At 70.9% G+C, this 24,224-nt stretch carries 21 protein-coding genes and 2 pseudogenes; 11 read left to right on the forward strand and 12 right to left on the reverse strand.

Translation table 11 applies throughout. From position 1 onward, the window contains the following. Positions 1 to 3 precede the first annotated feature (3 nt). From ACI2L1_RS13905 to ACI2L1_RS13920, 4 genes and pseudogenes are all read left to right on the forward strand, one after another. Positions 4 to 1,930 (forward strand): annotated as a pseudogene (locus ACI2L1_RS13905) (nitrate- and nitrite sensing domain-containing protein); the annotation flags it as partial. Between the two features lie 1,150 nt (positions 1,931 to 3,080). Further along, complete coding sequence (locus ACI2L1_RS13910) at positions 3,081 to 3,503, forward strand: roadblock/LC7 domain-containing protein (protein ID WP_404739559.1); 423 nt, start codon at positions 3,081 to 3,083, stop codon at positions 3,501 to 3,503. A gap of 1 nt (position 3,504) precedes the next feature. Then, positions 3,505 to 3,864 (forward strand): DUF742 domain-containing protein, encoded by a 360-nt coding sequence (locus ACI2L1_RS13915; protein WP_404739560.1) that lies wholly within the window; start codon positions 3,505 to 3,507, stop codon positions 3,862 to 3,864. Next, positions 3,851 to 4,447: a GTP-binding protein gene (locus tag ACI2L1_RS13920; RefSeq protein WP_404739561.1), complete on the forward strand. Its 597-nt coding sequence runs from the start codon at positions 3,851 to 3,853 to the stop codon at positions 4,445 to 4,447. Before ACI2L1_RS13915 ends, ACI2L1_RS13920 begins: the two co-directional genes overlap by 14 nt. 27 nt (positions 4,448 to 4,474) lie before the next feature. Here the strand turns inward: ACI2L1_RS13920 and ACI2L1_RS13925 are convergent. From ACI2L1_RS13925 to ACI2L1_RS13955, 7 genes and pseudogenes are all read right to left on the reverse strand, one after another. Next, positions 4,475 to 4,642, reverse strand: a pseudogene (locus tag ACI2L1_RS13925) (MlrC C-terminal domain-containing protein); the annotation flags it as partial. A 33-nt stretch (positions 4,643 to 4,675) separates the two neighbouring features. Continuing rightward, entirely contained in the window at positions 4,676 to 5,641 is a 966-nt protein-coding gene (locus ACI2L1_RS13930; protein ID WP_404739562.1) for an ABC transporter substrate-binding protein, read from the reverse strand. Positions 5,642 to 5,933: 292 nt separating this feature from the next. Beyond that, entirely contained in the window at positions 5,934 to 6,602 is a 669-nt protein-coding gene (locus ACI2L1_RS13935) for an ABC transporter permease (RefSeq protein WP_404739563.1), read from the reverse strand. After that, complete coding sequence (locus ACI2L1_RS13940; RefSeq protein WP_404739564.1) at positions 6,599 to 7,288, reverse strand: ABC transporter permease; 690 nt, start codon at positions 7,286 to 7,288, stop codon at positions 6,599 to 6,601. Before ACI2L1_RS13940 ends, ACI2L1_RS13935 begins: the two co-directional genes overlap by 4 nt. Further along, complete coding sequence (locus ACI2L1_RS13945; protein ID WP_404739706.1) at positions 7,285 to 8,427, reverse strand: ABC transporter ATP-binding protein; 1,143 nt, start codon at positions 8,425 to 8,427, stop codon at positions 7,285 to 7,287. Before ACI2L1_RS13945 ends, ACI2L1_RS13940 begins: the two co-directional genes overlap by 4 nt. A 72-nt stretch (positions 8,428 to 8,499) precedes the next feature. Then, positions 8,500 to 9,678: an RES domain-containing protein gene (locus ACI2L1_RS13950; RefSeq protein WP_404739565.1), complete on the reverse strand. Its 1,179-nt coding sequence runs from the start codon at positions 9,676 to 9,678 to the stop codon at positions 8,500 to 8,502. A 50-nt stretch (positions 9,679 to 9,728) separates the two neighbouring features. Further along, the gene (locus ACI2L1_RS13955; RefSeq protein WP_404739566.1) at positions 9,729 to 11,186 is read right to left on the reverse strand and encodes an alpha/beta fold hydrolase; all 1,458 of its coding nucleotides are present in this window, start codon (positions 11,184 to 11,186) and stop codon (positions 9,729 to 9,731) included. 231 nt (positions 11,187 to 11,417) lie between these two features. Here ACI2L1_RS13955 and ACI2L1_RS13960 point away from each other — a divergent pair, with 231 nt between their 5' ends. Continuing rightward, on the forward strand, positions 11,418 to 13,505 hold the full coding sequence (locus ACI2L1_RS13960; protein ID WP_404739567.1) for an ArnT family glycosyltransferase: 2,088 nt from the start codon (positions 11,418 to 11,420) through the stop codon (positions 13,503 to 13,505). Positions 13,506 to 13,575: 70 nt separating this feature from the next. On the opposite strand, the gene ACI2L1_RS13965 is transcribed toward ACI2L1_RS13960, so the two are convergent. From ACI2L1_RS13965 to ACI2L1_RS13975, 3 genes are read right to left on the reverse strand one after another with little or no spacing between them, the layout of a single operon-like run. Continuing rightward, on the reverse strand, positions 13,576 to 14,310 hold the full coding sequence (locus ACI2L1_RS13965; protein ID WP_404739568.1) for an FAD:protein FMN transferase: 735 nt from the start codon (positions 14,308 to 14,310) through the stop codon (positions 13,576 to 13,578). Positions 14,311 to 14,317: 7 nt separating this feature from the next. Next, a complete protein-coding gene (locus ACI2L1_RS13970; RefSeq protein ID WP_404739569.1) occupies positions 14,318 to 15,037 on the reverse strand; it encodes an FMN-binding protein in 720 nt (239 codons plus the stop codon). A gap of 10 nt (positions 15,038 to 15,047) precedes the next feature. Next, the gene (locus tag ACI2L1_RS13975) at positions 15,048 to 16,388 is read right to left on the reverse strand and encodes a ferric reductase-like transmembrane domain-containing protein (RefSeq protein ID WP_404739570.1); all 1,341 of its coding nucleotides are present in this window, start codon (positions 16,386 to 16,388) and stop codon (positions 15,048 to 15,050) included. Positions 16,389 to 16,538: 150 nt separating this feature from the next. On the opposite strand from ACI2L1_RS13975, the gene ACI2L1_RS13980 reads away from it, so the two are divergent. From ACI2L1_RS13980 to ACI2L1_RS13990, 3 genes are all read left to right on the forward strand, one after another. Next, positions 16,539 to 17,228 (forward strand): response regulator transcription factor, encoded by a 690-nt coding sequence (locus ACI2L1_RS13980; RefSeq protein ID WP_404739571.1) that lies wholly within the window; start codon positions 16,539 to 16,541, stop codon positions 17,226 to 17,228. Next, a complete protein-coding gene (locus tag ACI2L1_RS13985) occupies positions 17,225 to 18,673 on the forward strand; it encodes a sensor histidine kinase (protein ID WP_404739572.1) in 1,449 nt (482 codons plus the stop codon). The genes ACI2L1_RS13980 and ACI2L1_RS13985 overlap by 4 nt, the downstream gene beginning before the upstream one ends. A gap of 87 nt (positions 18,674 to 18,760) precedes the next feature. Then, positions 18,761 to 19,762: an NAD-dependent epimerase/dehydratase family protein gene (locus ACI2L1_RS13990; RefSeq protein ID WP_404739573.1), complete on the forward strand. Its 1,002-nt coding sequence runs from the start codon at positions 18,761 to 18,763 to the stop codon at positions 19,760 to 19,762. A gap of 264 nt (positions 19,763 to 20,026) precedes the next feature. On the opposite strand, the gene ACI2L1_RS13995 is transcribed toward ACI2L1_RS13990, so the two are convergent. Both ACI2L1_RS13995 and ACI2L1_RS14000 read right to left on the reverse strand, forming a co-directional pair. Next, positions 20,027 to 21,139, reverse strand: a complete 1,113-nt coding sequence (locus ACI2L1_RS13995) for a sensor histidine kinase (RefSeq protein ID WP_404739574.1) — start codon at positions 21,137 to 21,139, stop codon at positions 20,027 to 20,029. Further along, positions 21,136 to 21,855 carry a response regulator transcription factor gene (locus ACI2L1_RS14000; protein WP_404739575.1) on the reverse strand — a complete coding sequence of 240 codons (720 nt, stop codon included), beginning with the start codon at positions 21,853 to 21,855 and terminating at the stop codon, positions 21,136 to 21,138. Before ACI2L1_RS14000 ends, ACI2L1_RS13995 begins: the two co-directional genes overlap by 4 nt. Before the next feature lie 103 nt (positions 21,856 to 21,958). Between ACI2L1_RS14000 and ACI2L1_RS14005 the strand changes: the two genes are divergently transcribed. Genes ACI2L1_RS14005 through ACI2L1_RS14015 form a run of 3 tightly spaced genes read left to right on the forward strand, consistent with a single transcriptional unit; the run spans position 21,959 to position 24,098 of the window. After that, entirely contained in the window at positions 21,959 to 22,663 is a 705-nt protein-coding gene (locus ACI2L1_RS14005; RefSeq protein WP_404739576.1) for a glycosyltransferase family 2 protein, read from the forward strand. Continuing rightward, the gene (locus ACI2L1_RS14010) at positions 22,660 to 23,268 is read left to right on the forward strand and encodes a DUF2064 domain-containing protein (RefSeq protein WP_404739577.1); all 609 of its coding nucleotides are present in this window, start codon (positions 22,660 to 22,662) and stop codon (positions 23,266 to 23,268) included. Before ACI2L1_RS14005 ends, ACI2L1_RS14010 begins: the two co-directional genes overlap by 4 nt. Next, positions 23,265 to 24,098, forward strand: a complete 834-nt coding sequence (locus ACI2L1_RS14015; RefSeq protein ID WP_404739578.1) for a class I SAM-dependent methyltransferase — start codon at positions 23,265 to 23,267, stop codon at positions 24,096 to 24,098. The genes ACI2L1_RS14010 and ACI2L1_RS14015 overlap by 4 nt, the downstream gene beginning before the upstream one ends. The last annotated feature ends 126 nt before the right edge of the window (positions 24,099 to 24,224 follow it).

The raw sequence follows: 24,224 nt of genomic DNA on the forward strand, positions 1-24,224 counted from the left end.
ACCATGCCCGACCGGAAAGGTGCCCGGCGCCGCCTCGGCTCCATACGGCTCTCCCTCATCCTGCTGGCGCTGGTGCCCAGCGTCACCCTCGCCGCCATGTGGGGTGTGACGACCATGCAGTTGTTCTCGGAGGGCCTACGGCTGCGCTCGCAGACCGAGTTGAGCAAATCGACCGGCGCGATGGGCACCGAGACCACGCTCGCCCTCCAGGGGGAACGCGCGGTGTCCGCCGCCTGGCTGGCCAAGGTGCCCGGTTCCCGGGCCGCCCTGGACGAGAAGCGGGCGGCCACGGATGCGGCGGTCGCCAAGCTGGTCCAGCAGTCCGACGAGATCAAGCGGGCGCCCGCCCGCATCGCCGAGCAGTTGTACTCGGTCCTCGGCTCGGTGGGCAGCCTGGAGTACTACCGCGATCAGGTGGACCGCCCCACCGACATCACCGCCCAGCAGGCGCTGGACCAGTACACGTCGATCATCGACGACCAGATACACGCCTTCCAGCAGCTCTCGCAGGTCGACGACGGCGACCTCACCTCCCAGGCCGGGCCGCTCGTCGCCATCGAACACGCGGCGGAGCTGACGTCCCAGGAGGATGTGCAACTGACCCTGGACTGGCCGTCCGGGCATCTCGACGAGAATTCCTGGACCCAGTTCGTCCAGCTGGTGAACACGCGCCGGTGGCTCGTCGAGGACCAGATCGTGCCCGCGTTGAGCGGCAACGCGAAGACGCAGACCGAGCGGATCCTCGCGAGCGAGGACTGGCAGAACCTGATGGCCGTCGAGGACCAGGTGCTCGCCGCGCGGCCCGCCGACGGCACCGGGCAGGTGGCCCTGCCGGACGCGCGAAAGCGGTGGGCGGCCGCGATGCAGAAGGTGTCCGTCCGCTACACCACCCTGATCCGCCAGCAGACCTCCGAGTTGCTGACCCGCAGCGCGGACAAGGCGCACGAGCAGCTGCTGACGGCCGCGTGGCTCAGTGCGGGCGGGTTGATCGCGCTGCTGATCTGCCTCGTGATGTCCTGGCGGATCACCCGCTCGCTGTCCCAGCGGCTGCGGGGCCTGCGGGTGGCCACACTCAGTCTTGCCCAGGAGCGGTTGCCGGACGTCGTCGCGAGGCTGGAGCGAGGCGAGAAGGTCGACGTGGACAAGGCCGCGCCCGAGCTGGACTACGGCTCCGACGAACTCGGGCAGGTGGCCCAGGCATTCAACACGGCACAACGGACGGCCGTGGTGACCGCTGTCGAACTCGCCGACACCCGACGGGGTTTCCAGAAGGTGATCCTCGGGATCGCCCGCCAGAGCCAGAACCTGGTCAACCTGCAGCTCAGCCGCCTTGACACGCTGGAGCGCGAGCACCAGGACCCGGACGTGCTGGCGGGTCTGTACGAACTGGACTCCACGGCCAGCCAGTTGCGGCGGTACGAGGAGAACCTGGTCATCATCAGCGGCGGCAATCCGCGGCGCAGCTGGACCGAGCCGGTCGCGCTGGTCGACATCCTGCGCGGTGCGGTGGGTGAGGTCGCCGAGTACCAGCGGGTGGAGGTGCACACGGAGGAGGAGGTCTGTCTGGCGCCGCCCGCGGTGGCGGACGTGATCCATCTCCTGGCCGAACTGATCGAGAACGCCACCCTGTACTCCCCCGCGCCGAGTCCGGTGAGCGTACGGGCCGCGCTGGTCGCCAAGGGGCTGGCCGTAGAGGTCGAGGACCGTGGCCTTGGCATGTCGGAGGACGAATACTCCTCCATCAACGCCCACTTGGCCGAGGCCCCCAAGTTCGACGTGGTCGCCCTCGCCGACGACCTCCGCCTCGGCATGTTCGTCATCGCCCGCCTCGCCAACCGCCACGGCATCCAGGTGACGCTGCGGTCCTCGCCGTACGGGGGGACGACGGCGATCGTGCTGATCCCGCACGAGGTCGTGGTTCGGGACGAGGTCGCGGCGGAGGGCCTGGGCGGCGCGACGGGCTCGGTGGGCACGGGACGTGCGACCGACTCGAACGGCACCCTGAGCATGACGGCGGGCCCGGGCCACGGGGAGCACTCCGACGGCACGGGCCGCGTGGGCGGCGCGAGAGGTCTGGCAAGTGCGGGACTCGGCGCGAGCGCAAGGGGCGCGGGGCGCGCGGCGGGATCCGCGGACGCGGGTGACTCGAGAGGCGGCTCCACAGGCACGGGCGACTCCACAGGCGGTCCCGCAGCCGCGGACGACTCCGCAGGCCCGACGGGCACGCGAGGCGCGGGAGATTCGGCGGATACGGCGGCTACGGCAGCCCCGGCGGGGTCCGCAGGAGCCGCCGACGCGACGGCGTCGGAAGACGCCCGGGGCGCCGGGGACCTGGCGGGTTCGGCGGATGCCCGGGGCGGGGCGCCAAGTACCCGGGGTTCTGGGGACTCAACAGACCCGTCAGATGCCCGGGACGGGGCACCGGCCCGAGCGGCCCACGCCCGGGGCCCTCAGGGCCCAGCGGCCTCGACGACCGCCCGGAACGGCATCGCTGGTACCCAGGACACCGGCGACCCGGCAGATACCCGGAATGGGGCACCCGCGGCCGGAGCAGCCCGCACCCGAGGCACTCAGGGCTCGACGACCGCCCAGGACAGCACCGCGAGCACCCGGGGCGCAGGCGACCCGGCCAATACCCGGAGCGCGGAGTCCGTGGCCGGGCGGACGGGCTCCCCGGCCCGGACCCAGGGCCGCGGCAGCGGTACCGGCACCGGCCGTCCCGGCGGGCTCGCCCCGCTCCCCCGCCGAGTACCGCAGACCAGTCTGGCCGTGGAACTGCGCGAGGACGCTCACGCCGTCGACGAGGCGGCGGACGCCCACGAGTTCACCGCCGATCACGCGGCCTCCTCGCTCGCCGGATTCCAGCGCGGCACGCTCCGCGCGCGGGACGAGGACGACCTGGTCGACACCCCGGGGGACCCGGCCGCGGAGTCCGCCCCCATCGCCGTACCGAAGGAAGCGACCGGACATGGGACCGGCGTGACCCCCGCCGCCCACGCTCCCGGCCCCCTGAGCGACCCGCACGACCCGGCCGTCGCCTCCCAAGCTCCCCACACCGATCGCTCATGAAGGACACCGCCATGACACGCCCCATCCCCGCCACGCACACCCAGCTGGACCAGCTGCTCACCGGACTCGTGGAGCGGGTCGCCGACGTGACGCAGGCTGTCGTGCTCTCCGAGGACGGGCTGGTCGTCAGCAAGTCCACCGGGTTCCTGCGCGACGACGCCGAGCGGCTGGCGGCGACCGCGTCCGGTCTGATGAGCCTGAGCAAGGGCGTCAGCATGGACTTCCGCGGCGGCCCGGTGCGCCAGGCGCTCATCGAGATGGCCAACAGTTTCCTCATCCTGACGTCGGCCGGTCCCGGCGCCCACCTCGTCGTCCTCACGGGACCGAACGCCGACGTCGGTGTCGTGGCGTACCAGATGAACATGCTGGTCAAGAAGATCGGTGAGCACCTCAGCGCGGCACCGCGGGCCGGCATCGGCCCCACCGGCGGGTGAGGTGACCGACAGCGAAGCGGCGGGCAGACTGGTGCGACCGTTCGCCCTGACCGGCGGACGGACCCGGCCCAGCCGCGCCGACTTCACCCTCATCACCACGGTGACCGCGGTGGACCCACCGCCGGAGCAGGCCCCGCGGCAGCAGCCCGAGCAGACCCGCATCCTGCGCCGCTGCGCCCGTCCGCTCGCCGTGGCGGAACTGGCCGCGCTGCTCGACCTCCCGGTCAGCGTGATCGTGATCATGCTCTGTGATCTGCTGGAGGCGGGCCTGATCACCGCGCGTCCGCCGCGTCCCGTCTCGCCCCGCTCCCCCGACCTGGACCTGTTGCAGAAAGTGAGGGATGGCCTTGGCCGGCTCTGACGCGCTCGCCACCGAGGCAGCCGACACTCCCGCCGCACCCGACACCGTCAAGATCCTGATCGCCGGGGGCTTCGGCGTCGGCAAGACCACCATGGTCGGGTCGGTCAGCGAGATCGCCCCGCTGCGCACGGAGGAACCCCTCACCGTCGCGGGTCTGGGCGTCGACGACCTCGCGGGGATCGAGCAGAAGCGGGCCACCACCGTGGCCATGGACTTCGGCCGCATCACCATCACCGACGAACTGGTGCTCTATCTCTTCGGCACCCCGGGCCAGCAGCGGTTCTGGTTCATGTGGAACGACCTCGCGGTCGGCGCCCTGGGCGCGGTCGTCCTCATCGACGTCCGCCGCCCGGAGGCGAGCTTCGCCGCCGTGGACTTCTTCGAACGCCGCCGTATCCCCTTCGTCGTCGCGGTGAACGGCTTCGACGGCCAACACCCTTATCCGGCAGAGGACATCAGGGAGTCCCTCGCCCTGCCCGAGGACGTCCCGGTGATGCTGTGCGACGCACGGCGACGCGAGTCGTCCCGGGACGTACTGATCGCCCTCCTGGACCTGCTGATCGCCGCGGCCGTCGACGACTAGACCCGGGCCGGGGAGAAAACGTTCACTCGTCGGGCCCGGTCGAGTGAGGGCCATCTTCCCGTCGGCGGCCATCGCGAACAGCTCCGGTTCCGGAGAGCCGCCCTCGACGAGCACGACGTTCGCCTTCCGCGGCCTCAACTCCAGGTCGGTGAAGTCGAGTTCGTGGTGGTACGGCTTCCTCAACCGGGTCAGGATCTCGCCGGCGTGGTGATCTGTCCTACCCGTGTGTCAGCCGAGGCCGTTCGTCTTCAGCCAGGCCTTCGCCACGTCCAACGGGTCCTTTTCCTCCAGCTGGACCTGGGAGTCCATGTCGAGGAGCGCCTTCGTGTCCAACTTGGCCGAGACGGCGTTGAGGGCGGCGACGCCCTCCGAGGAGAGGCCGGACTTGTAGACCAGCGGGGTCACGTTCGCGAAGCCGAAGAGGTTCTTCGGGTCCTGGAGGGTGACGAACTTCTCCGCGGTGATGGTCGGGTCGGTCGTGAAGATGTCCGCGGCCTGCACGGTGTTCTTCTTCAGCGCGGACTGGGTCAGCGGGCCGCCCGCGTCGAGCGCCTTGAAGGACTTGAACTTCAGACCGTACTCGGACTCAAGCCCGAGCAGACCCTGCTGCCGGGTCTGGAACTCCGGGGAACCGCCGATGACCAGGTCGGGGGCGATGTCCTTGAGGTCGGCGAGCGTGGACTCGGAGGTCAGGTCGTACTTCTTCGCGGTGTCCGCGTTGACCGTGACCGAGTCCTTGTCCTCCGCCGGCGCCGAGTCGAGCAGCGTCAGCTTGGAGTCGAGCTTGGCCTTGACCGCGGCGTCCACGGCCTCGGCGGACTCCTGCGCCGCGTCCTTGTCCAGGTACGCGAGGAGCGAGCCGTTGTATTCGGGCAGGACGGTGATGGAGCCGTTCTTCAGCAGGCCGTAGGTGGTCTCGCGGCTGCCGACGTTGGGCTTGTAGGTGACCTTGACGCCCTTGGCCTTCAGCGCCTCGCCGTAGATGTCGGCGAGGAGGATGCTCTCGGCGAAGTTGTTGGAGCCGACGACGACGGTGTCGCCGCTGCCGGCTCCCGCGGTGTCGTCGGAGAGCGGGTCGGAGGTGTCGTCGGAGGACCCGCATCCCGCCAGCAGGACCGTGGCGGCGGCGAGCGCGACAGCGGCCACGCCGGGGTTCTTCCTGATGGACCTGTGGTGTGCGGCGGTAGAAGTCACGATTCCCGTTCCGGAACTCTGGGGATTCAAGGTGGTTCAAGGGCGTTCGAGTGGGAAGCCCTTGCACTGATCCAATCCACCCAGTTCTCGGTCAGTCAAGAGCGGCCTGGTCACAATTGGCGTCAGTCCGCGGTCGGTTGTGAAGGAAGCTCGGTGAGGGACGCCCTGGGGGTCGTACTCGAACAGCCCTTGGAACGCACAGGGGCTGAAGCGCCCCTGCAAGGGGCGCGGGGAACCGCGCGACAAGCCACAACGATGCCGCGGCCGCCGAACAGCGGACCGCGGCACCCCGTCAGGCGGCCCTTCGCACTCCCCGGGAAACCGTCAGCCTGGTGATCCCCCAGAACACCGCCAGCGTGGCCAACGCCAGCGCAGCGACGAGCGTCGCCCCGCCCACCACCTTCTCGTAGTTGCGCTGATAGAGCCCGTCCACGATGTACCGCCCGAGCCCCCCGAGTGAGACATACGCGGCGATCGTGGCCGTGGACACGATCTGGATCGCCGCCGACCGCACCCCGCCGAGGATCAGCGGAAGGGCGACCGGCAGCTCGACCCGGAAGAGGACCTCCGCCTCGTGCATCCCCATGCCCCGCGCCGCGTCCACCGGCGCCGGGTCCACCGAGCGCATCGCCTCGTACGTGGTGACCAGGATCGGCGGTACGGCCAGCACGACCAGCGGGATCATCACGTTCACCAGCCCGAACCCGAGCGACAGGGTCATCAGCACCAGCAGACCGAAGGTGGGCAGCGCCCGCCCGGCGACCGCGATGAGCGCCAGCGTGTTGCCGCCCCGCCCGAAGTGCCCGGTGACCAGACCGACCGGCAGCCCGATCGCCACGGCGATGGCGAGCGCCTCCAGGGTGTACTGGACGTGCTCCCCCATCCGCGTGGGGATGCCGTCGTAGCCCTGCCAGTGCGCGCTGTCGCTGAAGAAGGCGTTGATGAAGTTCAGGACGTTCACAGGGCCGCGCCCTCCGGTTCGGGCCGTGCCGCGCGCCGCTCACGGGTGCCGCTCGGCATCCACGGGGTGAGCAGTCGGCGTACGACCACCAGCAGTCCGTCGGCGAGGATCGCAAGCCCCGCCATGCTGACCACGGCGTTCACGGCGAGTTCGGGCCGGTTGTAGATGTTCGCGTCGTTGATCAGGTTGCCGAGCGCGCCCTGGTTGCCGATGAGGGCGCCGACGCTCACAAGGCTGATGCTGGACACGGTCGCCACCCTGAGTCCCGCGATGATGGCGGGCACGGCGATCGGCAACTGCACCTGGACGTAACGGCGTACGGGCCCGAAGCCCATCGCGGTCGCGGCGGCGAGCGTCTCCTGGGGCACCGAGCGGACCCCGTCCACGATCGCCGGGACGAGCACGACGAGCGTGTAGACGGTGAGCGGGATCATCACCGTGAGTTCGGTCTGGCCGGTGTAGTCGATGAGGACGACGAAGAAGGCCAGCGAGGGGATGGCGTACAGCACGGTCGTGACCCACAGCACCGGCGGGTACAACCAGCGGAAGCGCACGCACAGTTGGGCCAGCGGCAGCGCGACGACCAGTCCGGCCAGGACCGGCAGCAGGGCTTCCCTGAGGTGCAGGCCGACGAGCCCGAGCCAGCTGTGCTGGAGGTCGCTGGGGATGTCGAAGAAGCCGTTCATCCGGCGACCTTGGAGGCCTGGTCGCTCGCGGGCCCCTCCGCCTGATGCGCCCCGCGGATCGCCTCGCCGATGGCCTGCTGGGAGACCACTCCGGCCACCCGTCCGTCGGCGTCGACACCGACGGCCCACCCGGTGGGCGAGAGCACCGCACCGTCCAGCGCGGCCCGCAGGGAGTCCGTACCGGCCACGAACGGCCTCCCGTACGGCAGCAGTTGCCCGACGTCGACGCTCCCCGCGGTCAGGTCAGCCGGCTCGCTCCACCCAAGGGGCTTGCCGTCCACGTCGGTTACGAGGAGACAGGGGGCCTCCGCCGTGTCGCGCGCGGCGATCTGCTCGGCGGTGGCGTCGACCGCGACCACCGGTCCGGTGAGCAGCCTCAGGCCCGCGGAGGTGAAGAAGGAGAGCCGCCGGATGCCCCGGTCGGTGCCGAGGAAGTCCTCGACGAACGCGTCGGCGGGGCTGGAGAGCAGTTCGGCGGGCGGCGCGTACTGGGCGAGCTTGCCGCCGGTGCGCATCACGGCGACCATCGTGCCCAGCTTGACGGCCTCGTCGATGTCATGGGTGACGAAGACAATGGTCTTGCCCAACTCGTCCTGGATACGCAGGAGTTCATCCTGCAGGCCCTTGCGGACGATGGGGTCGACGGCGGAGAACGGTTCGTCCATGAGCAGCACGGGCGGGTCGGCGGCGAGCGCGCGGGCGACCCCGACACGCTGCTGCTGTCCGCCGGACAACTGGTAGGGGTACCGCTTGGCGAGCGAGGCGTCGAGACCGACCCGCTCCATCAGCTCCCGGGCCCGGGCACGCGCCTTCTCCTTGCCCCAGCCCAACATCCGGGGCACGGTGGCGATGTTGTCGACGATCGTGCGGTGCTGGAAGAGACCGGCGTTCTGGATGACGTAACCCATGGACCGGCGCAGTGTGTTGACCGGCTGCTGCCTGCTGTCCTTGCCGTCGATCAGGATGGTGCCCTCGCTGAGCTCGACCATCCGGTTGATCATGCGCAGGGTCGTGGTCTTGCCACAGCCCGAGGGGCCGACGAGGACCGTGATCGAGCGGTCGGGTATCTCCAACGAGAGCCGGTCGACCGCCACCGTGCCGTCCGGATACCGCTTGGTGACTGAATCTATCCGTATCAAAACGCCGAACACCCTTCGGGTCTGGCAGAAGTTGTCCGCATTCGGCCGGTCCAGCAGGCCGTTCGGCAGAGTCTAGACCGCTTGCGTTACGGCCTTCCGATCGAGGTCTTCCACCTGTTCCGACCCCTTGAGCAGCCGCAGAGTGCCCTGGCCGTCGGCGGCTTCCGGCTCCACGCACTGGGCCGCGTCGACGAAGAGGGCGTAGTTCACACCGCTGTTGTGGGCCGAGTGGAAGCGGATGCCCTCGACGCCGAGTTCGGCGGACTGGCGGAAGTAGTCGGTCAGATACTGCGTGGGCCGGTAGTCGCGATGCTTGCGGCCGTCGTAGAAGACCGGCCTGCTGAGGTCCTTGGCGAAGTCCCGGAGGAAGAGGAGGGAGTCGCGGCGCGCGGCCTGTTCGCGATCGAACAGGCTCGGCAGCCGGGGGATGTCCGCGAGGTCGATCACCCTGATCGGCCGGATCACCTCGAAGGCCACCACGGCGGCGAAAGGCCTGCGCTCGTCACGCGCCGAGATCTCCGCCACGGCCGTGTCGATGTCGGCGGAGCCATAGAACAGAGGCACGCCGGCACGGCTCATGCGGTTCTCCGCCGCGCGATCGGGGGGTGCGGAGCCGATGTCGCACGCTCGGTACCCGGGGGCCCTGCGGTCCGGGCGCATCCGGCCTCGCCAGATCTTCTCCCCGGGCCCGACCGTGCTGATGAGGCGGGCCTCCCTGATCGTCCCGGCGATCCGGCCCATGAGGGACACCAGCTTGTCCCGGTCCGATCCGGGCACCTGGTCGCCGTCGGGTAAGTCCAGCTCGCGCTCCACCACGGTGCGGCAGAAACTGTCCCAGCTGTACCGCAGCAGTCCGACCCGCGGGACGAACGGAACCCGGTGCTCTCCCCAGTACTGCTGGTCGAGGTGGTCCCGGACCGACTTCAGCACCTCGAAGTCGAGCACCGTACCGCAGGCGTCGCCCACCACCTCGGCGGGGTTGGCGGGCGCCTTGTCCGCGTCGTCGTGCTCCCACTCCCCGGTGGCGTCGCGACGGCCGTCGGACAGCGCGGCCAGCACGGTCCTGGCGAGCAGACCCACCGGGACGACCGGCCGCTCTCCCCCGCTCTCGTGACCGAAGGCGCACACACCCGGGTACGCGGCGGCACGCAGTCGCCGGTCGAGAAAGCGGTCATGAACGTGCTCAAGGCACAGCGCCTCGGTGCCCTCGGCCGGTTCCGGGGACGCGTCGTCGCCGTCGGCGCTCTCCATGGGGCAACGGTACAACCGGAGAATCGGCGCGGCGGCGCGAACCACCGGCCTCAACCCACCTCGCTCTCCGCCCTCTTGGCCAGCAGCCGCTTCTTGAGGAGCTCGAAACTGCTCCTCCTACGGGCGGCGAAATGGATGCTCCACGAACTGTCTTCGGCCAGCTCGGTCATCAACGCCTCCCAGACCAGGTCGAAGCTCTTGTCGAGCGTGATGTCGCCACGACCGGACCCGAGCAGGGGCAGGCATATGGAGCTGAGGGGCAGATCCAGCTCGCGGCGCTCCTTGCGGGCCACCTCGAAGATGTTGTGCGTGGCCCGGGTGATGGCGTGCGGGTTGACGATGTACTCGCCGGTGCCGTCCACGGGGGTGACGACGGCCGCGTGGTAGATGCGGTGGACGTTGCGCTCGGCGAGCGCGCCCGAGGGGGTCGACGCGACCGTTCCCTCCCGGACCTGGAGGCCGTAGCGGGCGTTGGTCCGCAGCCAGGCGATGAGGCTGTCCCCGGCCACGTCCTCGATGATCTCGCCGCCGGCCCCTTTGACGGCGGCGGCCCGGCGCAGGCTGCCCGAGGTCGAGGATTTGAAGAACTGGGACATCTGCAAGTAGATGTTCTCCGACGACACCACGATGTCTATACCGGACAGCTGTTCCAGCGGGCCTCCGTGAATGAAGAACGGGGTGACGGAAGAGCCCGTCCGCACGACGACCGGCCCGAACATCTTGTGCTCGGCCAGAAACTCCTCGCCCCGCATTCCCGTCTGCGCGTTGGTGGGCTCACCCGAGACGGACTCCTCGGGAAAGGGCTCCCGCAGGGCCTTCTCCAGATCGTCGAGCAGGGCACGTGCGAGCCGCCCGTCCGGGCCGGGCTTGATGATGGAGAAATGGTCGCCGGGCAGCACACCGACCTCGGGGAAGACGCTCACCGCCGAGGAGTGCGGGACCACCCTGTCGCTCTCCCCGGCGTAGGACACGAAGGGGATCGGGCAACTGTCGCTCGACACATGCCGGGCGTGCACGACGCCCGTCATCACCCTGCGCTGGGCTTCCTGCACCGAACCCTGGAGCGGCCGCAGCTCGCGCTCCTGGCTGTTGCCCATGACCCCCATGAGGCTGCGGCGCGGCGACAGGAAGAGGTCCGAACCGTTGTTGGGGCAGGCGAACATGACCACCCGCCGGATCCTGGCGAGTTCCCAGCCCCGTCCTTCCTCAAGCATCCTCGACAGGTATCTCTGGGCCACGAGTCCGCCCTGGCTGTGGGTGACGAACACCAGTCGCTCGTGAGAGACGGGCTGGCCGTCGAGATAACTCCGGAGGCTCTCCGCGACGGTGTCGAGAGTCGGCATTTTGCGCAGCGGGTTCATCGACGTACGGGGCGACGCATAGTCGAAGGAAAGTAAATCGAAATCCTGTGCAATTCCGGGTGTCCCGGATAACTGCGCTCTGAGGTCGCGCCAGGTCTCGGACGAGGAGAACAGCCCGTGGACGAACACGATCGCGGCCCTGCCCATGTTTCCCCCCGTTACTGCATCCCCCGCCCCGGGCGGCCCGTCTCGGTTCCCAGGAATATAACCGTCGCGGTGCCGCGCCAACCGTCGTTCCTGGGTGCCGCATCCAGCCCCGCTATGGGCTTCCTGTGAGTTCCCTGATTCTCATCGTTCGTTCAGCGAAGACACAGAGATCACCCAGAACCGGGCCCGATGGTCATGACAACCACCGCTCGGAGACCTGGAGTACGTGCCATGACGACCCTCGCCCCACCGCCCGCGCCGACCACCGAGGACGGCCGGCACCGGGCCGCGCCGCCCGCCGCGAGCAGCCGGCTGCGCAGACTGTTCACCGGTGCCCCGGAGGACCCGCGCTGGGCCCGCCCCGCCCTCTGGGCGATCCTGGTCCTTGCCACGGCGCTGTACGCCTGGAACCTGTCGTCCATCACCGGCAACACCTTCTACGACGCGGCCGTCTACTCCGGCACCAAGAGCTGGAAGGCGTTCTTCTTCGGCGCCCTCGACTCGGGCAGCTTCATCACGGTCGACAAACCGCCGTTCGCACTGTGGGTGATGGGCCTCTCCGCCCGCGTCTTCGGGTACGGCACCTGGCAGTTGATGCTGCCGATGGTGGCCGTGGGCACCGGCTCGGTGGCCCTGCTGTACCGCATGGTCAAGCGGGACTTCGGTGCCGTCGCGGGCACGATCGCGGCACTCGCGCTCACCCTCACGCCGATCACCGTCGCCATCACCCGGGACACCAACCCCGACCCGATCCTGGTCTTCCTGATGCTGCTGGGCGCGGCCGCGCTGATGAAGGCCGTGCGCACCGGGCGGCTGATGCCACTGGTGTGGTCCGGCGTCGCGATCGGTTTCGCGTTCAACACGAAGATGATGCAGGCATACGTCGTCCTGCCGGCCTTCTTCCTCGTCTACCTGTGGGCCACTCAGCTCAGCCTGGGCAAGCGCATCCGCAACCTCGCCGTCGGCACCGTCGCCCTGGTCGTCTCCAGCGCCTGGTGGATGGTGGTCGTCGACCTCATCCCCGCCTCCTCCCGCCCCTACATCGGCGGCTCCACCGACAACACCGTGTGGGACCTGGTCATCGGCTACAACGGCTTCGGCCGGATCTTCGGCGCGAGTTCCTCGGTGGGTTCGCAGGGCAACGGCGCCAGCTTCGGCGGTGACGCGGGCCTGTACCGGCTGTTCAACAGCATCATGGGCGGCCAGATCTCCTGGCTGATCCCCTTCGCCCTGATCGCCCTGATCGGCGGTCTGGTGCTGCGCGGCCGGGCTCCCCGCACGGACGCCAAGCGGGCGGCGCTGATGATGTGGGGCGGCTGGTTCGTCCTGCACTACCTGACCTTCGCCCTCGCCGAGGGCACCTTCCACCCGTACTACGTCACCGCCATGGCGCCCGGCATCGCGGCCCTGGCCGGTATCGGCGCGGTGATGCTCTACAAGGCCTTCCAGGAGGGCTCGGCGGCCAAGTGGAGCTGGGTCCTGCCGGCGGCGATCGCGGTCAGCTCGGTGTGGGCGGTCGTCCTGCTCCAGCGGGTCTCCGGTTCCGGGACGCTGTACACGGTCGCCGAGGTCGTGGCCGGGGTCGCGGGCGCGGTCTCGGTGATCGGGCTGCTGCTCGGCCGGTTCACCAAGCGGCAGCGGCTGACGGGCCTCGCGGCCCTCGCGGCGGTCGTCGCCCTGCTCGCCGGACCCGCCGCGTACTCTGCGTCGGCGGCCACCTCCAGCACCAACGGCACCAACCCGACGGCCGGTCCGAGCACCGGCGGCATGGGCGGGGGCATGGGCGGCGGCGGTGGCCAGCGCCCGAGCGGCAGCGGCGGCCCGGGCGGCAGCACGAGCGGTTCCACCAACTCCAGCAGCTCCAGCAGCCAGTCCATGGGCCAGCCCCCGTCGGGCAGCGCCCCGTCCGGCAGCGGTTCCTCCACCGGTTCCTCGACGAGCGAGTCGGAGTCCAGGACGAGTGGTGGCGGCATGGGCGGCGAAAGCCAGGTCTCCTCCGCGATGATCTCGTACCTGAAGAAGAACCAGGACGGCGCCACCTGGCTGGTCGCGGTCGCCACCGACCAGACCGCCTCCTCGATCATCCTGGAGTCCGGTCAGCCGGTGATCTCCATGGGCGGCTGGTCCGGCTCCGACAACGCCATGACCCTCGCCAAGCTCAAGAGCCTCGTGAAGTCCGGCAAGCTGCACTACATCGTCATCAGCGACTCCGGCCAGGGCTCCTCGAACTCCGAGATCTCCACCTGGGTCAAGAAGAACGGCACGGCGGTCTCCGCCTACAGCGGTCTGTACCGCCTTGACGCCTCCGACGTCAGCTGACGAACACGCAGACACACAGAGGGCGGGCCGCCGGTGAACACCCCGGCGGCCCGCCCTCGTTCGCGTACGATCACGCCGCAGTGGGACGTCCTTCGGCGGCCGGGAAGCCAGGCGTACGCAGCACCCGGCGCCCGGCGTCCACCGCGAAGACCTCGCAGCCGTCCAGGGAGGCCGCCCAGTCGACGCCCTCGGCGCCCATGGCGAAGGCGGCCGTGGCGACCGAGTCGGCCTCGGTCAGCGTCGCCGCCACAACCGTCAGGCTGAGCAAACCCGTTGCCGCCCGCCCGGTCCGGCCGTCGACGATGTGGTCGCCCCGCTCATAACGCGCGGAGGTCGCCACCGCCCCGTCCGTGAGCGAGAGCACCGTGCACAGCTTGTCGGCGTGTTCGGGATGCCGTACGCCCACGCGCCAGGGGCCGCCCGCGGCGACCACGTCACCGCCGGCGTTGAGGACGAACCGCGTCGCGCCCGCCGCGGCCAACAGCCCCGCAGCGCGCTGCACCGACCAGCCCTTGACCACCGCGCAGGGGTCGAGACGGCGACCTGGCAGCCGTACGTCGAAGGCGCCTCCGGTGGCCTTCCGGTAGTACTCGCACAGGTCGAGGATCTCGGTGAGGTCCGTACTCAAGGCCGACAGCTCACCGCGGTCGTAGCGCGACACCTCGCTGTCCTCCTTGAACGGGCTGAACCTGGCGTCGGCCTCGCGCAGCCACGCGAAGACCGCGTCAGCCGCCGACTCGGGGACGCCCTCGTCGTCGACCCGCAGCGAGACGGGGAAGCCCATGACGTGTTCGACGCGGTGCATCAGTGGATCAGCCCTTCGCGTCGATCGCGGCCTGGAGGGACTCCTTGTAGCCGTCACTGGTGATGGTCGCACCGGACACCGTGTCGATGTCCGCGCTCTGCGCCTGAAGCGTCTCCGCGATCAGCTTCGGCACAGCCGCGGTGGTCTGCGGGTGGTTCGGCTGCTGGAGCATGGTGACGGCGCTGATCTCATCGCCCGCGAAGGTCACCTGGACCTGGACGGTGCCCTTCTCCGTGTTGACCGCGGTGCCGTCCACGGTCTTGGACGACTCCTCTGTGGCCGAGGCGGACGGGGAGGCCGAGGCCTCCGACGCCGTCTTCGCGTTGTCGTCGATCGTGGCCTGGAGGGACTTCTTGTAGGCCTCGCTGGTGATCGTCGCTCCGGAGACGGTGTCGATGTCCGCGCTCTGCGCCTCAAGCGTCTCCGCGATCAGCTTCGGGACGGCCGCGGTGGTCTGCGGGTGGTCCGGCTGCTGGAGCATCTTCACAGCCGTGATCTTCGTACCGTCGAAGGTCACCTGGAGCTGTACCGGGCCCTTCTCCGTGTTGATCGTCGAGCTCGTGACGACGTTCGAACCGGAGGACTCCGAGGACGAGGAGGACGACGACGTCGAAGAGGTCGCCGGTGTGGTGGCCTGGACGGTGGAGGTGGCAGCCGACGGCTGGTAGAGCCACACGGGCACCAGGCCCGCGATGCTCAGGACGACGACGGGTATGGCTCGTTTCACGGTCTGTTCCTCATCCCGCCAGGCTGAAGCGCTCGAAGTGGATCTGCGGCTTGGGCACGTCCAGCTCGCGGAGGCTGCCCAGGACCGCGTTCATCATCGGCGGCGGTCCGCACAGGAAGACGTCCCGCTCGGCGATGTCGGGCACGAGGCGGGCCAGCTCGCCCGCCGCCAGCTTGTCGGGCACCGGCGGGCCGGTGACCAGGTGGAGTTCGGCGCCCTTGGCCATCGCGAGGTCGCGCAGCTCGTCGTAGAGGACGGCGTCACGGTCGGAGCCGACCCGGTAGATGACGACCGCGTGGCCCTGCACCTCCTCCAGGAGGGCCCGGATGGGGGTGACGCCGACACCGCCGGCGATGAGCACGGACTCGGGCCGGGTGCGGTGCAGGGCGGTGAAGGCGCCGTAGGGGCCCTCGGCGAAGACGCGGGTGCCGACCTTCACATGCCGGAGGGCGGCGCTGCCCTCGCCGGCCGCCTTGGCGGTCAGACGCAGGGTCTTGCCGTCGGGGGCGGCGGAGAGCGAGAAGGGGTTGGCCTGCCACCAGCGGTCGGCGGTCAGGAAGCGCCACAGGAAGAACTGTCCGGCACGGGCGGGGAGTTGGTCGAGGTCCTTGCCGCTGATGTAGATCGAGACGACGTTGTCGCTCTCGGGGACGACGGCGGTGACCCGGAACTGGTGGCGCCAGTTCCGCCACAGCGGGAGCACCGCGCGGCCCAGGACGACCGAGCCGAGGGCGACGCCCCAGAGGCCGTACCAGTAGGCGGTGGCGACGGACGAGGAGGCGAAGGTGGTGCCGACGGCGACCTGGTGGGTGAAGGCCAGCACCACGGCGACGTATGTGTACAGGTGGATGAAGTGCCAGGTCTCGTAGGCCAGGCGGCGCCGGGCGTAGCGGGCGGAGACCGCGCCGACCACGAGGATCAGGCAGAACGCGACGACCGCGCGCAGCACTCCCTCGGTGGTCTCGGCGAGGTCGACGATCTCGCCGATCGGGCCCACGTCGGTGCCCTCGGCGTAGCCGAAGGCGATGAAGACGACGTGTCCGAGCAGCGTCCACAGGAGGGTGAAGCCGGTCCAGCGGTGCCAGGAGGTCAGCCGGTCCATGCCGATGCGGCGGTCGAGCCAGGGCAGCCGGGCCACCAGGACGAGCTGGAAGGCCATCACGAGCGCGGCGTACAGGCCGGTGAGGCGGCCGAGCACGATGAGCGCGTTGGAGGCGAAGCCCGCCTGGGCGAAGAAGAAGGCGACCACGGCCGCGTTGGCGGCCAGCACGGCGTAGAGCCCGGTGCGGGCCACCACCCTGGGGCGTTTTATCGCCGTGGGGGGCGCAGGGGGCGATTGGACGGTCGTCACGGGAGGGAGCTCCTTGATCGGGGCCTGGGTGACGAGCTTCTCCGGCGGGAGCTGTCGATCAGCTGTCGTACAACTTTCAAGAGGTTATCGATATGTTCTCCGAGCCCACCCCGCTCTGGCTTTCCGGCCGCTGTGAAGCACTATGAGCAGGTGGAAAAAGTTCGACTCCTCGTCGTGGACGACGACCCGCCGATCGCCGATCTCGTGGCGACGGTCGCCCGCTACGAGGGCTGGGAGGCGGTCACCGCGAACTCGGGCGAGGAGGCGCTGAGCCGCGCCGCCGAGTTCCGTCCCGACATCGTGGTGCTCGATCTCATGCTGCCCGACATCGACGGGTTCGGTGTCCTGGACCGGCTGCGGCGCTCGGGGACGATGGTGCCCGTGGTGTTCCTCACCGCGCGGGACGCGGTCGCCGACCGGGTGGCCGGGCTGACCCGGGGCGGCGACGACTACCTGGTCAAGCCGTTCGCGGTGGAGGAGCTGATGGCCAGGCTGAGGACCGTGCTGCGGCGCAGCGCCGGGCCCGGCTTCCAGCGCTCGGTGCTCAGCGTCGCGGACCTCACGATGGACGAGGACACCCGCGAGGTGCGTCGCGGCGACAAGCTGCTCACGCTCACCCCGACCGAGTACGAGGTGCTCAGGTACCTGATGCGCAAGTCGCCGACCGTGCTCACCAAGGCGCAGATCCTCGACCATGTGTGGGAGTACGGCTTCGGCGGGCGGTCCAACGTCGTCGAACTGGTCGTCAGCCGACTGCGCCGCAAGCTGGACGACACCGGCGATCCGCTGATCCACACCGTGCGGGGCTTCGGGTACGTGATCCGGCAGGCGGCCGGATGATCCGGCGGATGCACTCCGGGTACCGGCGGATGCGCTTGGGAACCCGGCTGGCGCTGGGGCTCGGTGCGCTGGCCCTGCTGGTGTTCGGCGTCGTGGGCACGGCCCTGACGACGTATATGCGCGACTACCTGTCGGCTCAGCTGAACGAGCAGCTGTCGCTGGCCCAGGTCGGACAGTCCAAGAGCATCGCGGACTCCGGGACCCTGGCCGGCAAGAAGTACTACCGCTGGTACTACGCGGTGTACGACATCAAGGACGGCACCCCCGAGCTGCGCAAGCCCGAGGACCCCACCGACCTGCCGAAGGACGTCGACGAGTTCACCTCCGTCGCGAAGGCGCAGGCCGCCGCGAACACCGAGGTGCTGGCCACCGGGCACCTCCAAGGCCAGGGCGAGTACCGGCTGCGGGCCTGCGAGGTCGAGCCCGGGGTGGTCCTGGTCAGCGCGGCCCCGATGGACGACATCGACGCGACCGTACGGCGGCTGATCACGGTCCAGGTCGTCGCGTTCGGGCTTGCCCTGCTGGTGCTCGTGGTGATCGGGCGGAAGCTGCTGCGGCGCGGGCTGCAGCCGCTGAGCGACATGGCGCACACCGCGCACGGCATCGCCTCCCATGACCTCACCGAGACGGCGGCCCGGCTGCCGCTGCGCGCCGACAAGCGGGGCGGCGGTCCGGAGGTCGAGGAGCTGCGGACCGCGTTCAACACCATGCTGGAGCACATCGACGACTCGCTCGCGGTCCGCGCGGAGGCCGAGCAGCGACTGCGCCGGTTCGTCGCGGACGCCTCGCACGAGCTGCGCACGCCTTTGATGTCCGTACGGGGCTATGCGGACCTCTTCCAGTACGCCGCCGCGAACGCCCCCGAGGAGCGCGACAAGCACCTGGCCCGGCTGCGCGCCGAGGCCGCCCGCATGGGCTTCCTCCTGGACGACCTGCTGCTGCTCGCCCGTCTGGACGCGGCGGAGGTCGAGACCCCGCTCAGGCCCGTCGAGGTGGACCTGGTGGAGCTGTTGGAGCAAACGGCCGACGCGTTCCGGGCGAGCCACCCGGACCATCCGTTGACGGTGACGCCGGGCCCCAAGGCGCTGAAGCTTCGGCTCGACCCGCAGCGCGTGCGGCAGGTCCTCGACAACCTCCTGGCCAACGCGGCCATGCACACCCCGGCGGGCACGGCGGTGTCGGTCGGGGTACGGGTGCGGGACGGCCACGCCCGGGTGCGGATCGCGGACGCGGGCCCCGGCATTCCGGCCGCCGACCAGGAGCGGGTCTTCGACCGCTTCTACCGTGTCGACAAGGCCCGCAGCCGGGACCGGGGCGGCAGCGGGCTGGGCCTCGCGGTGGCCGTCTCACTGGTTCGGGCGCACGGCGGCACGATCGAGCTGACCAGCCGGCCCGGTTCGACGGAGTTCACGGTGTCGTTCCCGTTGGGTCTCACGAAACCGTGAGCCCTGCCGGGGCCAAGGGTCTTACAAAGCCGTGACGTGACGGCGCGGAGCGGTCCTCCCGGCTGGTCACGGCCCTAGCTTGGGCGCATGCGTGTACTGGTCACCGGCGGCGCCGGTTTCATCGGGTCCCAGATCGTCGAGGCGCTCACGGCGCACGGCCACGAGCCCGTCGTGTACGACGTCCGCACCGACCCGGCGTCCGACGTACGGGACTCCGCAGCCGTCCGGCGTGCCCTGGTCGGCGTGGACGCGGTGTGCCACCAGGCGGCGATGGTCGGCCTGGGCGTGCACTTCGCCGACGCCCCGGAGTACGTCTCCCACAACGATGTCGGTACGGCGGTGCTGCTCGCCGCGCTGGCCGAGGCGGGGGTACGGCGGCTGGTGCTCGCCGGGTCGATGGTGGTGTACGGCGAGGGCCGCTACACCTGCGCCCGGCACGGCACCGTACGGCCGGGTCCGCGAGCCGTCGCCGACCTGGAGGCGGGGCGCTTCGAGCCACCCTGCCCGGAGTGCGGCGCGGATCTCTCCCCCGGCCTGGTCGGTGAGGACGCCCCGGTCGATCCGCGGAACGTGTACGCCACGACCAAGCTCGCCCAGGAGCATCTGGCGGCGTCCTGGGCGCGGGCCACGGGCGGCTCTGCGGTGGCGCTGCGCTACCACAACGTGTACGGCCCCGGGATGCCCCGCGACACCCCGTACGCCGGTGTCGCCTCCTTCTTCCGCTCGGCGCTCGCCCGCGGTGCGGCACCCCGGGTCTTCGAGGACGGGTGCCAGCGCCGGGACTTCGTGCACGTACGGGATGTGGCCGCGGCCAACGTGGCGGCGCTGGAGGCGGGTTCGTGTCCGGGTGCCCTCACGTCGTACAACACCGGAAGCGGCGAGCCGCACACGGTCGGCGAGATGGCCCAGGCGCTGGCGGATGCCTACGGTGGCCCCTCGCCGGTGGTCACGGGGGAGTACCGTCTCGGGGACGTACGGCACATCACGGCGGACTCGGCGCGGCTGCGGGCGGAGCTGGGGTGGAAGGCCGAGGTCGGATTCGCCGAGGGAATGCGGGAGTTCGCGGGCGCGGGCATGCGGGGCGCGTAGCCCGCGGTGGACCGGTGGTGCCGCCCGCGAAAGAAAGCGGCCGCGGGCGGCACCACCCTTGACTCGCGGAGCGGCCAGGAGGCCAGGAGGTGACACCTCCCGGCCGAGGAGGCGCCACGGACAGCGACACCTCCGGCCCGCGAGGCGGCTGCGGCAGCAATGTGGCTGGTCGCGCCCCCGCGGCGGCAGCCGCATATACGACACAGCCCCGCGCCCCTGAGTGGATGCAGGCGGCCTGCGCCAGGAAGGGACCCCTTGTCCGGCTCAGGAAGCCGTTGCGGGCAGCAGCACCTCGAAGCGGCAGCCGCCGGGGACGTTGCATACGGTGGCCCGGCCCTCGTGGGCCTCCACGATGCCGCGGACGATGGCGAGGCCGAGGCCCGCTCCGGCGGGCGGGGTCCGGGCGTGGGTGCCGCGCCAGCCGGTGTCGAAGACCCGGGGCAGGTCCTCCTCGGGGATGCCCCCGCAGCCGTCCGTGACGGACAGGACGACCCCCTCGGCGCGGTGCTCGGCGGCGATCGCGACGGTGCCGTCGGCGGGTGTGCGGCGGATGGCGTTGACGAGCAGATTGCCCAGCACCCGGCTCATCTCCTTGCCGTCCACCTCGACGGGTACGGCCGCCACCCGGTCGCCGACCAGCCGTACGCCGTGCTCGCGCGCCAGTGGGTCCACGCCCGCGAGCGCGTCCGAGACCAGGTCGTACAGGGAGATCCTGCTGGGGCTCAGCGCCAGTGTCCCGGCGTGGATGCGGGAGAGTTCGAAGAGGTCGCCGACCATGTCGTTGAGGCGTTCGACCTCGGTGCGGATCTGGCGGAGATAGCGGGCGGGGTCGGCGGCGACACCGTCCTCCAGGGCCTCGGACATGGCGCGCAGACCGGCGAGCGGGGTGCGCAGGTCGTGGGAGATCCAGGCGACGAGTTCGCGCCGCGAGGTCTCCAACGCCCGCTCCCGGTCCCGGGATTCGGCCAGCCGGGCGCTGGTGGCGGCCAACTCACGGCTGAGCGCCTCCAGTTCGGCGGTGGCCGGGCCGACGGGCGCGGTGAAGTCGCCGCCGTCACCGAACGAACGGGCGGCCCGGGCGAGTTCGCGGCCCCGGGCGACGACCCAGCGCCCCAGCAGCAGGGCGGTGACCAGGGAGACGACGGCGGCCATGAAGACGACCGTGGTGACCACGCTCAGGTCGTGCCCGGACAGGAACATGGCCTGGGCGACCGCGAGGGTGCCGGCGAGCATCGCGGTGACGGCGACGGCGGCGATGACGGTGAGGTGCAGGGCGAGCGAGCGGCGCCGGATCAGCAGCAGCACGAAGGCGCCGAGGAGACCGGCCGCGACGGCCCCGAGGAAGGCGTAGAGGGCGATGAGGAAGGTGTCGCTCACGGTCGGACCTCCGCTTCCGGGCCGTCGAAGCGGTAGCCGACGCCCCACACGGTCTGGATCAGCCGCGGCCGTGCCGGGTCGTCCTCGACCTTCCCCCGCAGCCGGCGCACATGGACGGTGACGGTGGACAGGTCGCCGAAGTCCCAGCCCCACACCTCGCGCATCAGGTCCTCACGGCTGAACACCCGGCCGGGGTGCCGCAGGAAGAAGGAGAGAAGGTCGAACTCCCGGATGGTGAGGGCGAGTTCGACACCCTCCTTGAGGGCGCGGCGGGCTCTCTGGTCCACCGCGAGACCGGCGGCGCTCAGGTGGCCGGAGGGCTGGGAAGGCCGGGTGCGGCGCAGCACGGACTCGACGCGCAGGACCAGTTCGCGGGGGCTGAACGGCTTGGTGACGTAGTCGTCGGCGCCGACCTCAAGGCCCAGGATCCGGTCGTCCTCGTCACCGCGGGCGGTGAGCATGATGACCGGGACGGGCCCGTTCCCCCGCATCCGGCGGCACACCTCAAGTCCGTCCATGCCCGGCAGCATCAGGTCCAGGACGACGAGGTCCGGGCGGTGCGCGGCGGCGCGGGCGAGGGCGTCGGGGCCGTCGCCGGCCCGGTCCACGGCGTATCCGGCCCGGTCGAGGTACCCCGAGACTACCTCGGCGACGGTGGGATCGTCGTCGACGACGAGTACCCGGGGCCGGGTCTGTGCGTACTGCTGCTGCTCCATGCCGCCAGCCTCGCACCACGCGTGCGACTGTGCCGTCCTCGGCCCCCGACGTCCTTGTTTCGTAAGGAGCCCTAGTCCACTATGCCCCTTTTGCGCTCGTAGGGTGAAAGCTGTGACGACCCCTTCCCCAATCGAACCGGCGGCGTCCGTGGACGTCGTGCTCCCCTGTCTCGACGAGGCCGAAGCCCTGCCCTGGGTGCTGGAACGCATCCCGCCCGGCTGGCGCGCGCTCGTCGTGGACAACGGCTCCTCGGACGGCTCGGCCCGTATCGCCCACGCCCTCGGCGCGACCGTGGTCCGCGAGGAGCGGCGCGGTTTCGGCGCCGCCTGCCACGCGGGGCTGACCGCGGCCACGGCCGACATCGTGTGCTTCTGCGACTGCGACGCCTCACTGGATCCGGCGGACCTGGTGCCGTTCGTGCACGAGGTCCTGAGCGGCGAGGCGGACCTGGTGCTAGGCCGCCGCCGCCCGCAGGCGCGTGGCGCCTGGCCGCCGCACGCCCGGGCGGGCAACCTCGCCCTCGCCCGGCTGCTGCGCCGCCGCACCGGTCTGCGCCTGCACGACCTGGGCCCGCTGCGCGCCGCCCGCCGCGAGCCGCTGCTGGCCCTCGGCCTGACGGACCGGCGCAGCGGCTACCCCCTGCAGATGGTGGTGCGGGCGGCCGACGCGGGCTGGCGGATCGCCGAGCACGACGTGCCGTACCACCCGCGCACCGGCGCCTCCAAGGTCACCGGCACCTGGCGCGGCACCTGGCAGGCGGTGCGGGACATGAGCCAGGTCCTGAACGAGAAGGGAGCGCACGCGTGACCACGCTGCTCGTCATCGCCAAGGAGCCGCGGCCGGGACGGGTGAAGACCCGGCTGACCCCTCCCTTCACCCCCGAGGAGGCGGCCGCGCTGGCCGAGGCGGCCCTCGCGGACACCCTAGACACGGTGGCCCGCACACCCGCCGAGCGCCGGGTGCTGGTCCTGGAAGGCTCTCCGGGGCCTTGGCTGCCGCCGGGTTTCGAGGTCGTACGACAGTCCCCGGGCGGCCTCGACGAACGGCTGGCCGCGGCCTTCACGGGCTGCGACGGCCCGGCCCTGCTGATCGGCATGGACACCCCTCAGGTGACTCCGGAGCTGCTCACGGTGGACTTCGCCGACTGCGACGCGTACTTCGGTGAGGCCGAGGACGGCGGCTTCTGGGCCCTCGGCCTGGCGGCACCGGACCCCTCGCTGCTGCGCGGGGTACCGATGTCGACACCCCGCACGGGAGCGGCCCAGCGGGCCCGTCTGGCCGGGCTGCGGGTGCGGGACCTGCCCGCCCTGCGGGACGTGGACACGGCGTACGACGCGGCACTGGTCGCGAAGGCGGCGCCGGGCGGGCGGTTCGCGGCGGAGTGGGGGCGGCTTCAGGTGGTGGGCCGGTGAGGGGGGTCACAACGGGGGTGGGGCGGCAGCGGGGTGCCGACGGTACCGCCGACCACACCTGGTCGGCCGACGACGACACATGGTCCGCCGACCCCTACGCCCACGCCCTCCGCACCGGCCAGGGCCCTCTGTTCCTGCGCCGCGCCGACGGCTGGCTGCTCCTGCTCGAACTGGAACGCTGGTGCGCGGCGGCGGACGCCGCGGATCTGGAGGTGCTGCGGCGCTGTGAGGGTGCCGTGCTGGACGTGGGGTGCGGGCCGGGGCGGCTCGTCGCGGCGCTCGGCGCGCGCGGAACGAAGGTGCTGGGCATCGACGTGAGCGAGGCGGCGGTCGCCCGGACCGTCGCGCTCGGCGGACCGGCCCTGCGGCGGTCCGTGTTCGAGCCGCTGCCCGGTGAGGGCCGCTGGGGCACCGCGCTGCTGATCGACGGCAATGTGGGCATCGGTGGCGACCCGCACGCCCTGCTCGACCGGATGGCCGAACTCCTCGCCCCCGGTGGTCTGTTGATCGCGGAGACGGTCACCGGACCCGACCTCGACGAGCGGGTCCTGGTGCATGTCACGGACGCCCGGGGAGCCACCGGCAGGCCATTCCCGTGGGCCCGGCTCGGCACCCCGGCCCTGCTGCGGCACGCGGAGCGCGCGGGCTGGCGGGCGGTCGGTCAGTGGACGGCGGGCGGCCGTTCCTTCGTCGCCCTGCGCCGCCCGACGACCGCCGCCCTTCGCCGTCGTACGACGAACACCACCGCTGAACCGCCGAAGAGCACCGCCGTCACCAGCAACCAGCGGGTCAGGAAACCGTCCGCGGACAGGCCGGTCGCCACGGCGTAGCGGTCCGTCACCCGCCCGCTGATCAGCGGGAACCACACGAGCAGGAGCAGCAGGGAGAGGGCGGCGGGGACCCGGACGTACAGAACGTGCCGGCCCGCCGTCTTCACCAGGGCACGGTCCGCCGCC

It is taken from the genome of Streptomyces sp. NPDC019531, assembly GCF_044903305.1.
Classification (GTDB): Bacteria; Actinomycetota; Actinomycetes; order Streptomycetales; family Streptomycetaceae; genus Streptomyces.

Bases quoted from the DNA above. Each gene is read 5' to 3' on its own strand.
- ACI2L1_RS13950 (WP_404739565.1), bottom strand. From the start codon at position 9,678: ATGGAGAGCGCCGACGGCGACGACGCGTCCCCGGAACCGGCCGAGGGC.
- ACI2L1_RS13955 (WP_404739566.1), bottom strand. From the start codon at position 11,186: ATGGGCAGGGCCGCGATCGTGTTCGTCCACGGGCTGTTCTCCTCGTCC.
- ACI2L1_RS13960 (WP_404739567.1), top strand. From the start codon at position 11,418: ATGACGACCCTCGCCCCACCGCCCGCGCCGACCACCGAGGACGGCCGG.
- ACI2L1_RS13965 (WP_404739568.1), bottom strand. From the start codon at position 14,310: ATGCACCGCGTCGAACACGTCATGGGCTTCCCCGTCTCGCTGCGGGTC.
- ACI2L1_RS13985 (WP_404739572.1), top strand. From the start codon at position 17,225: ATGATCCGGCGGATGCACTCCGGGTACCGGCGGATGCGCTTGGGAACC.
- ACI2L1_RS13910 (WP_404739559.1), top strand. From the start codon at position 3,081: ATGACACGCCCCATCCCCGCCACGCACACCCAGCTGGACCAGCTGCTC.
- ACI2L1_RS13990 (WP_404739573.1), top strand. From the start codon at position 18,761: ATGCGTGTACTGGTCACCGGCGGCGCCGGTTTCATCGGGTCCCAGATC.
- ACI2L1_RS14000 (WP_404739575.1), bottom strand. From the start codon at position 21,855: ATGGAGCAGCAGCAGTACGCACAGACCCGGCCCCGGGTACTCGTCGTC.
- ACI2L1_RS13940 (WP_404739564.1), bottom strand. From the start codon at position 7,288: ATGAACGGCTTCTTCGACATCCCCAGCGACCTCCAGCACAGCTGGCTC.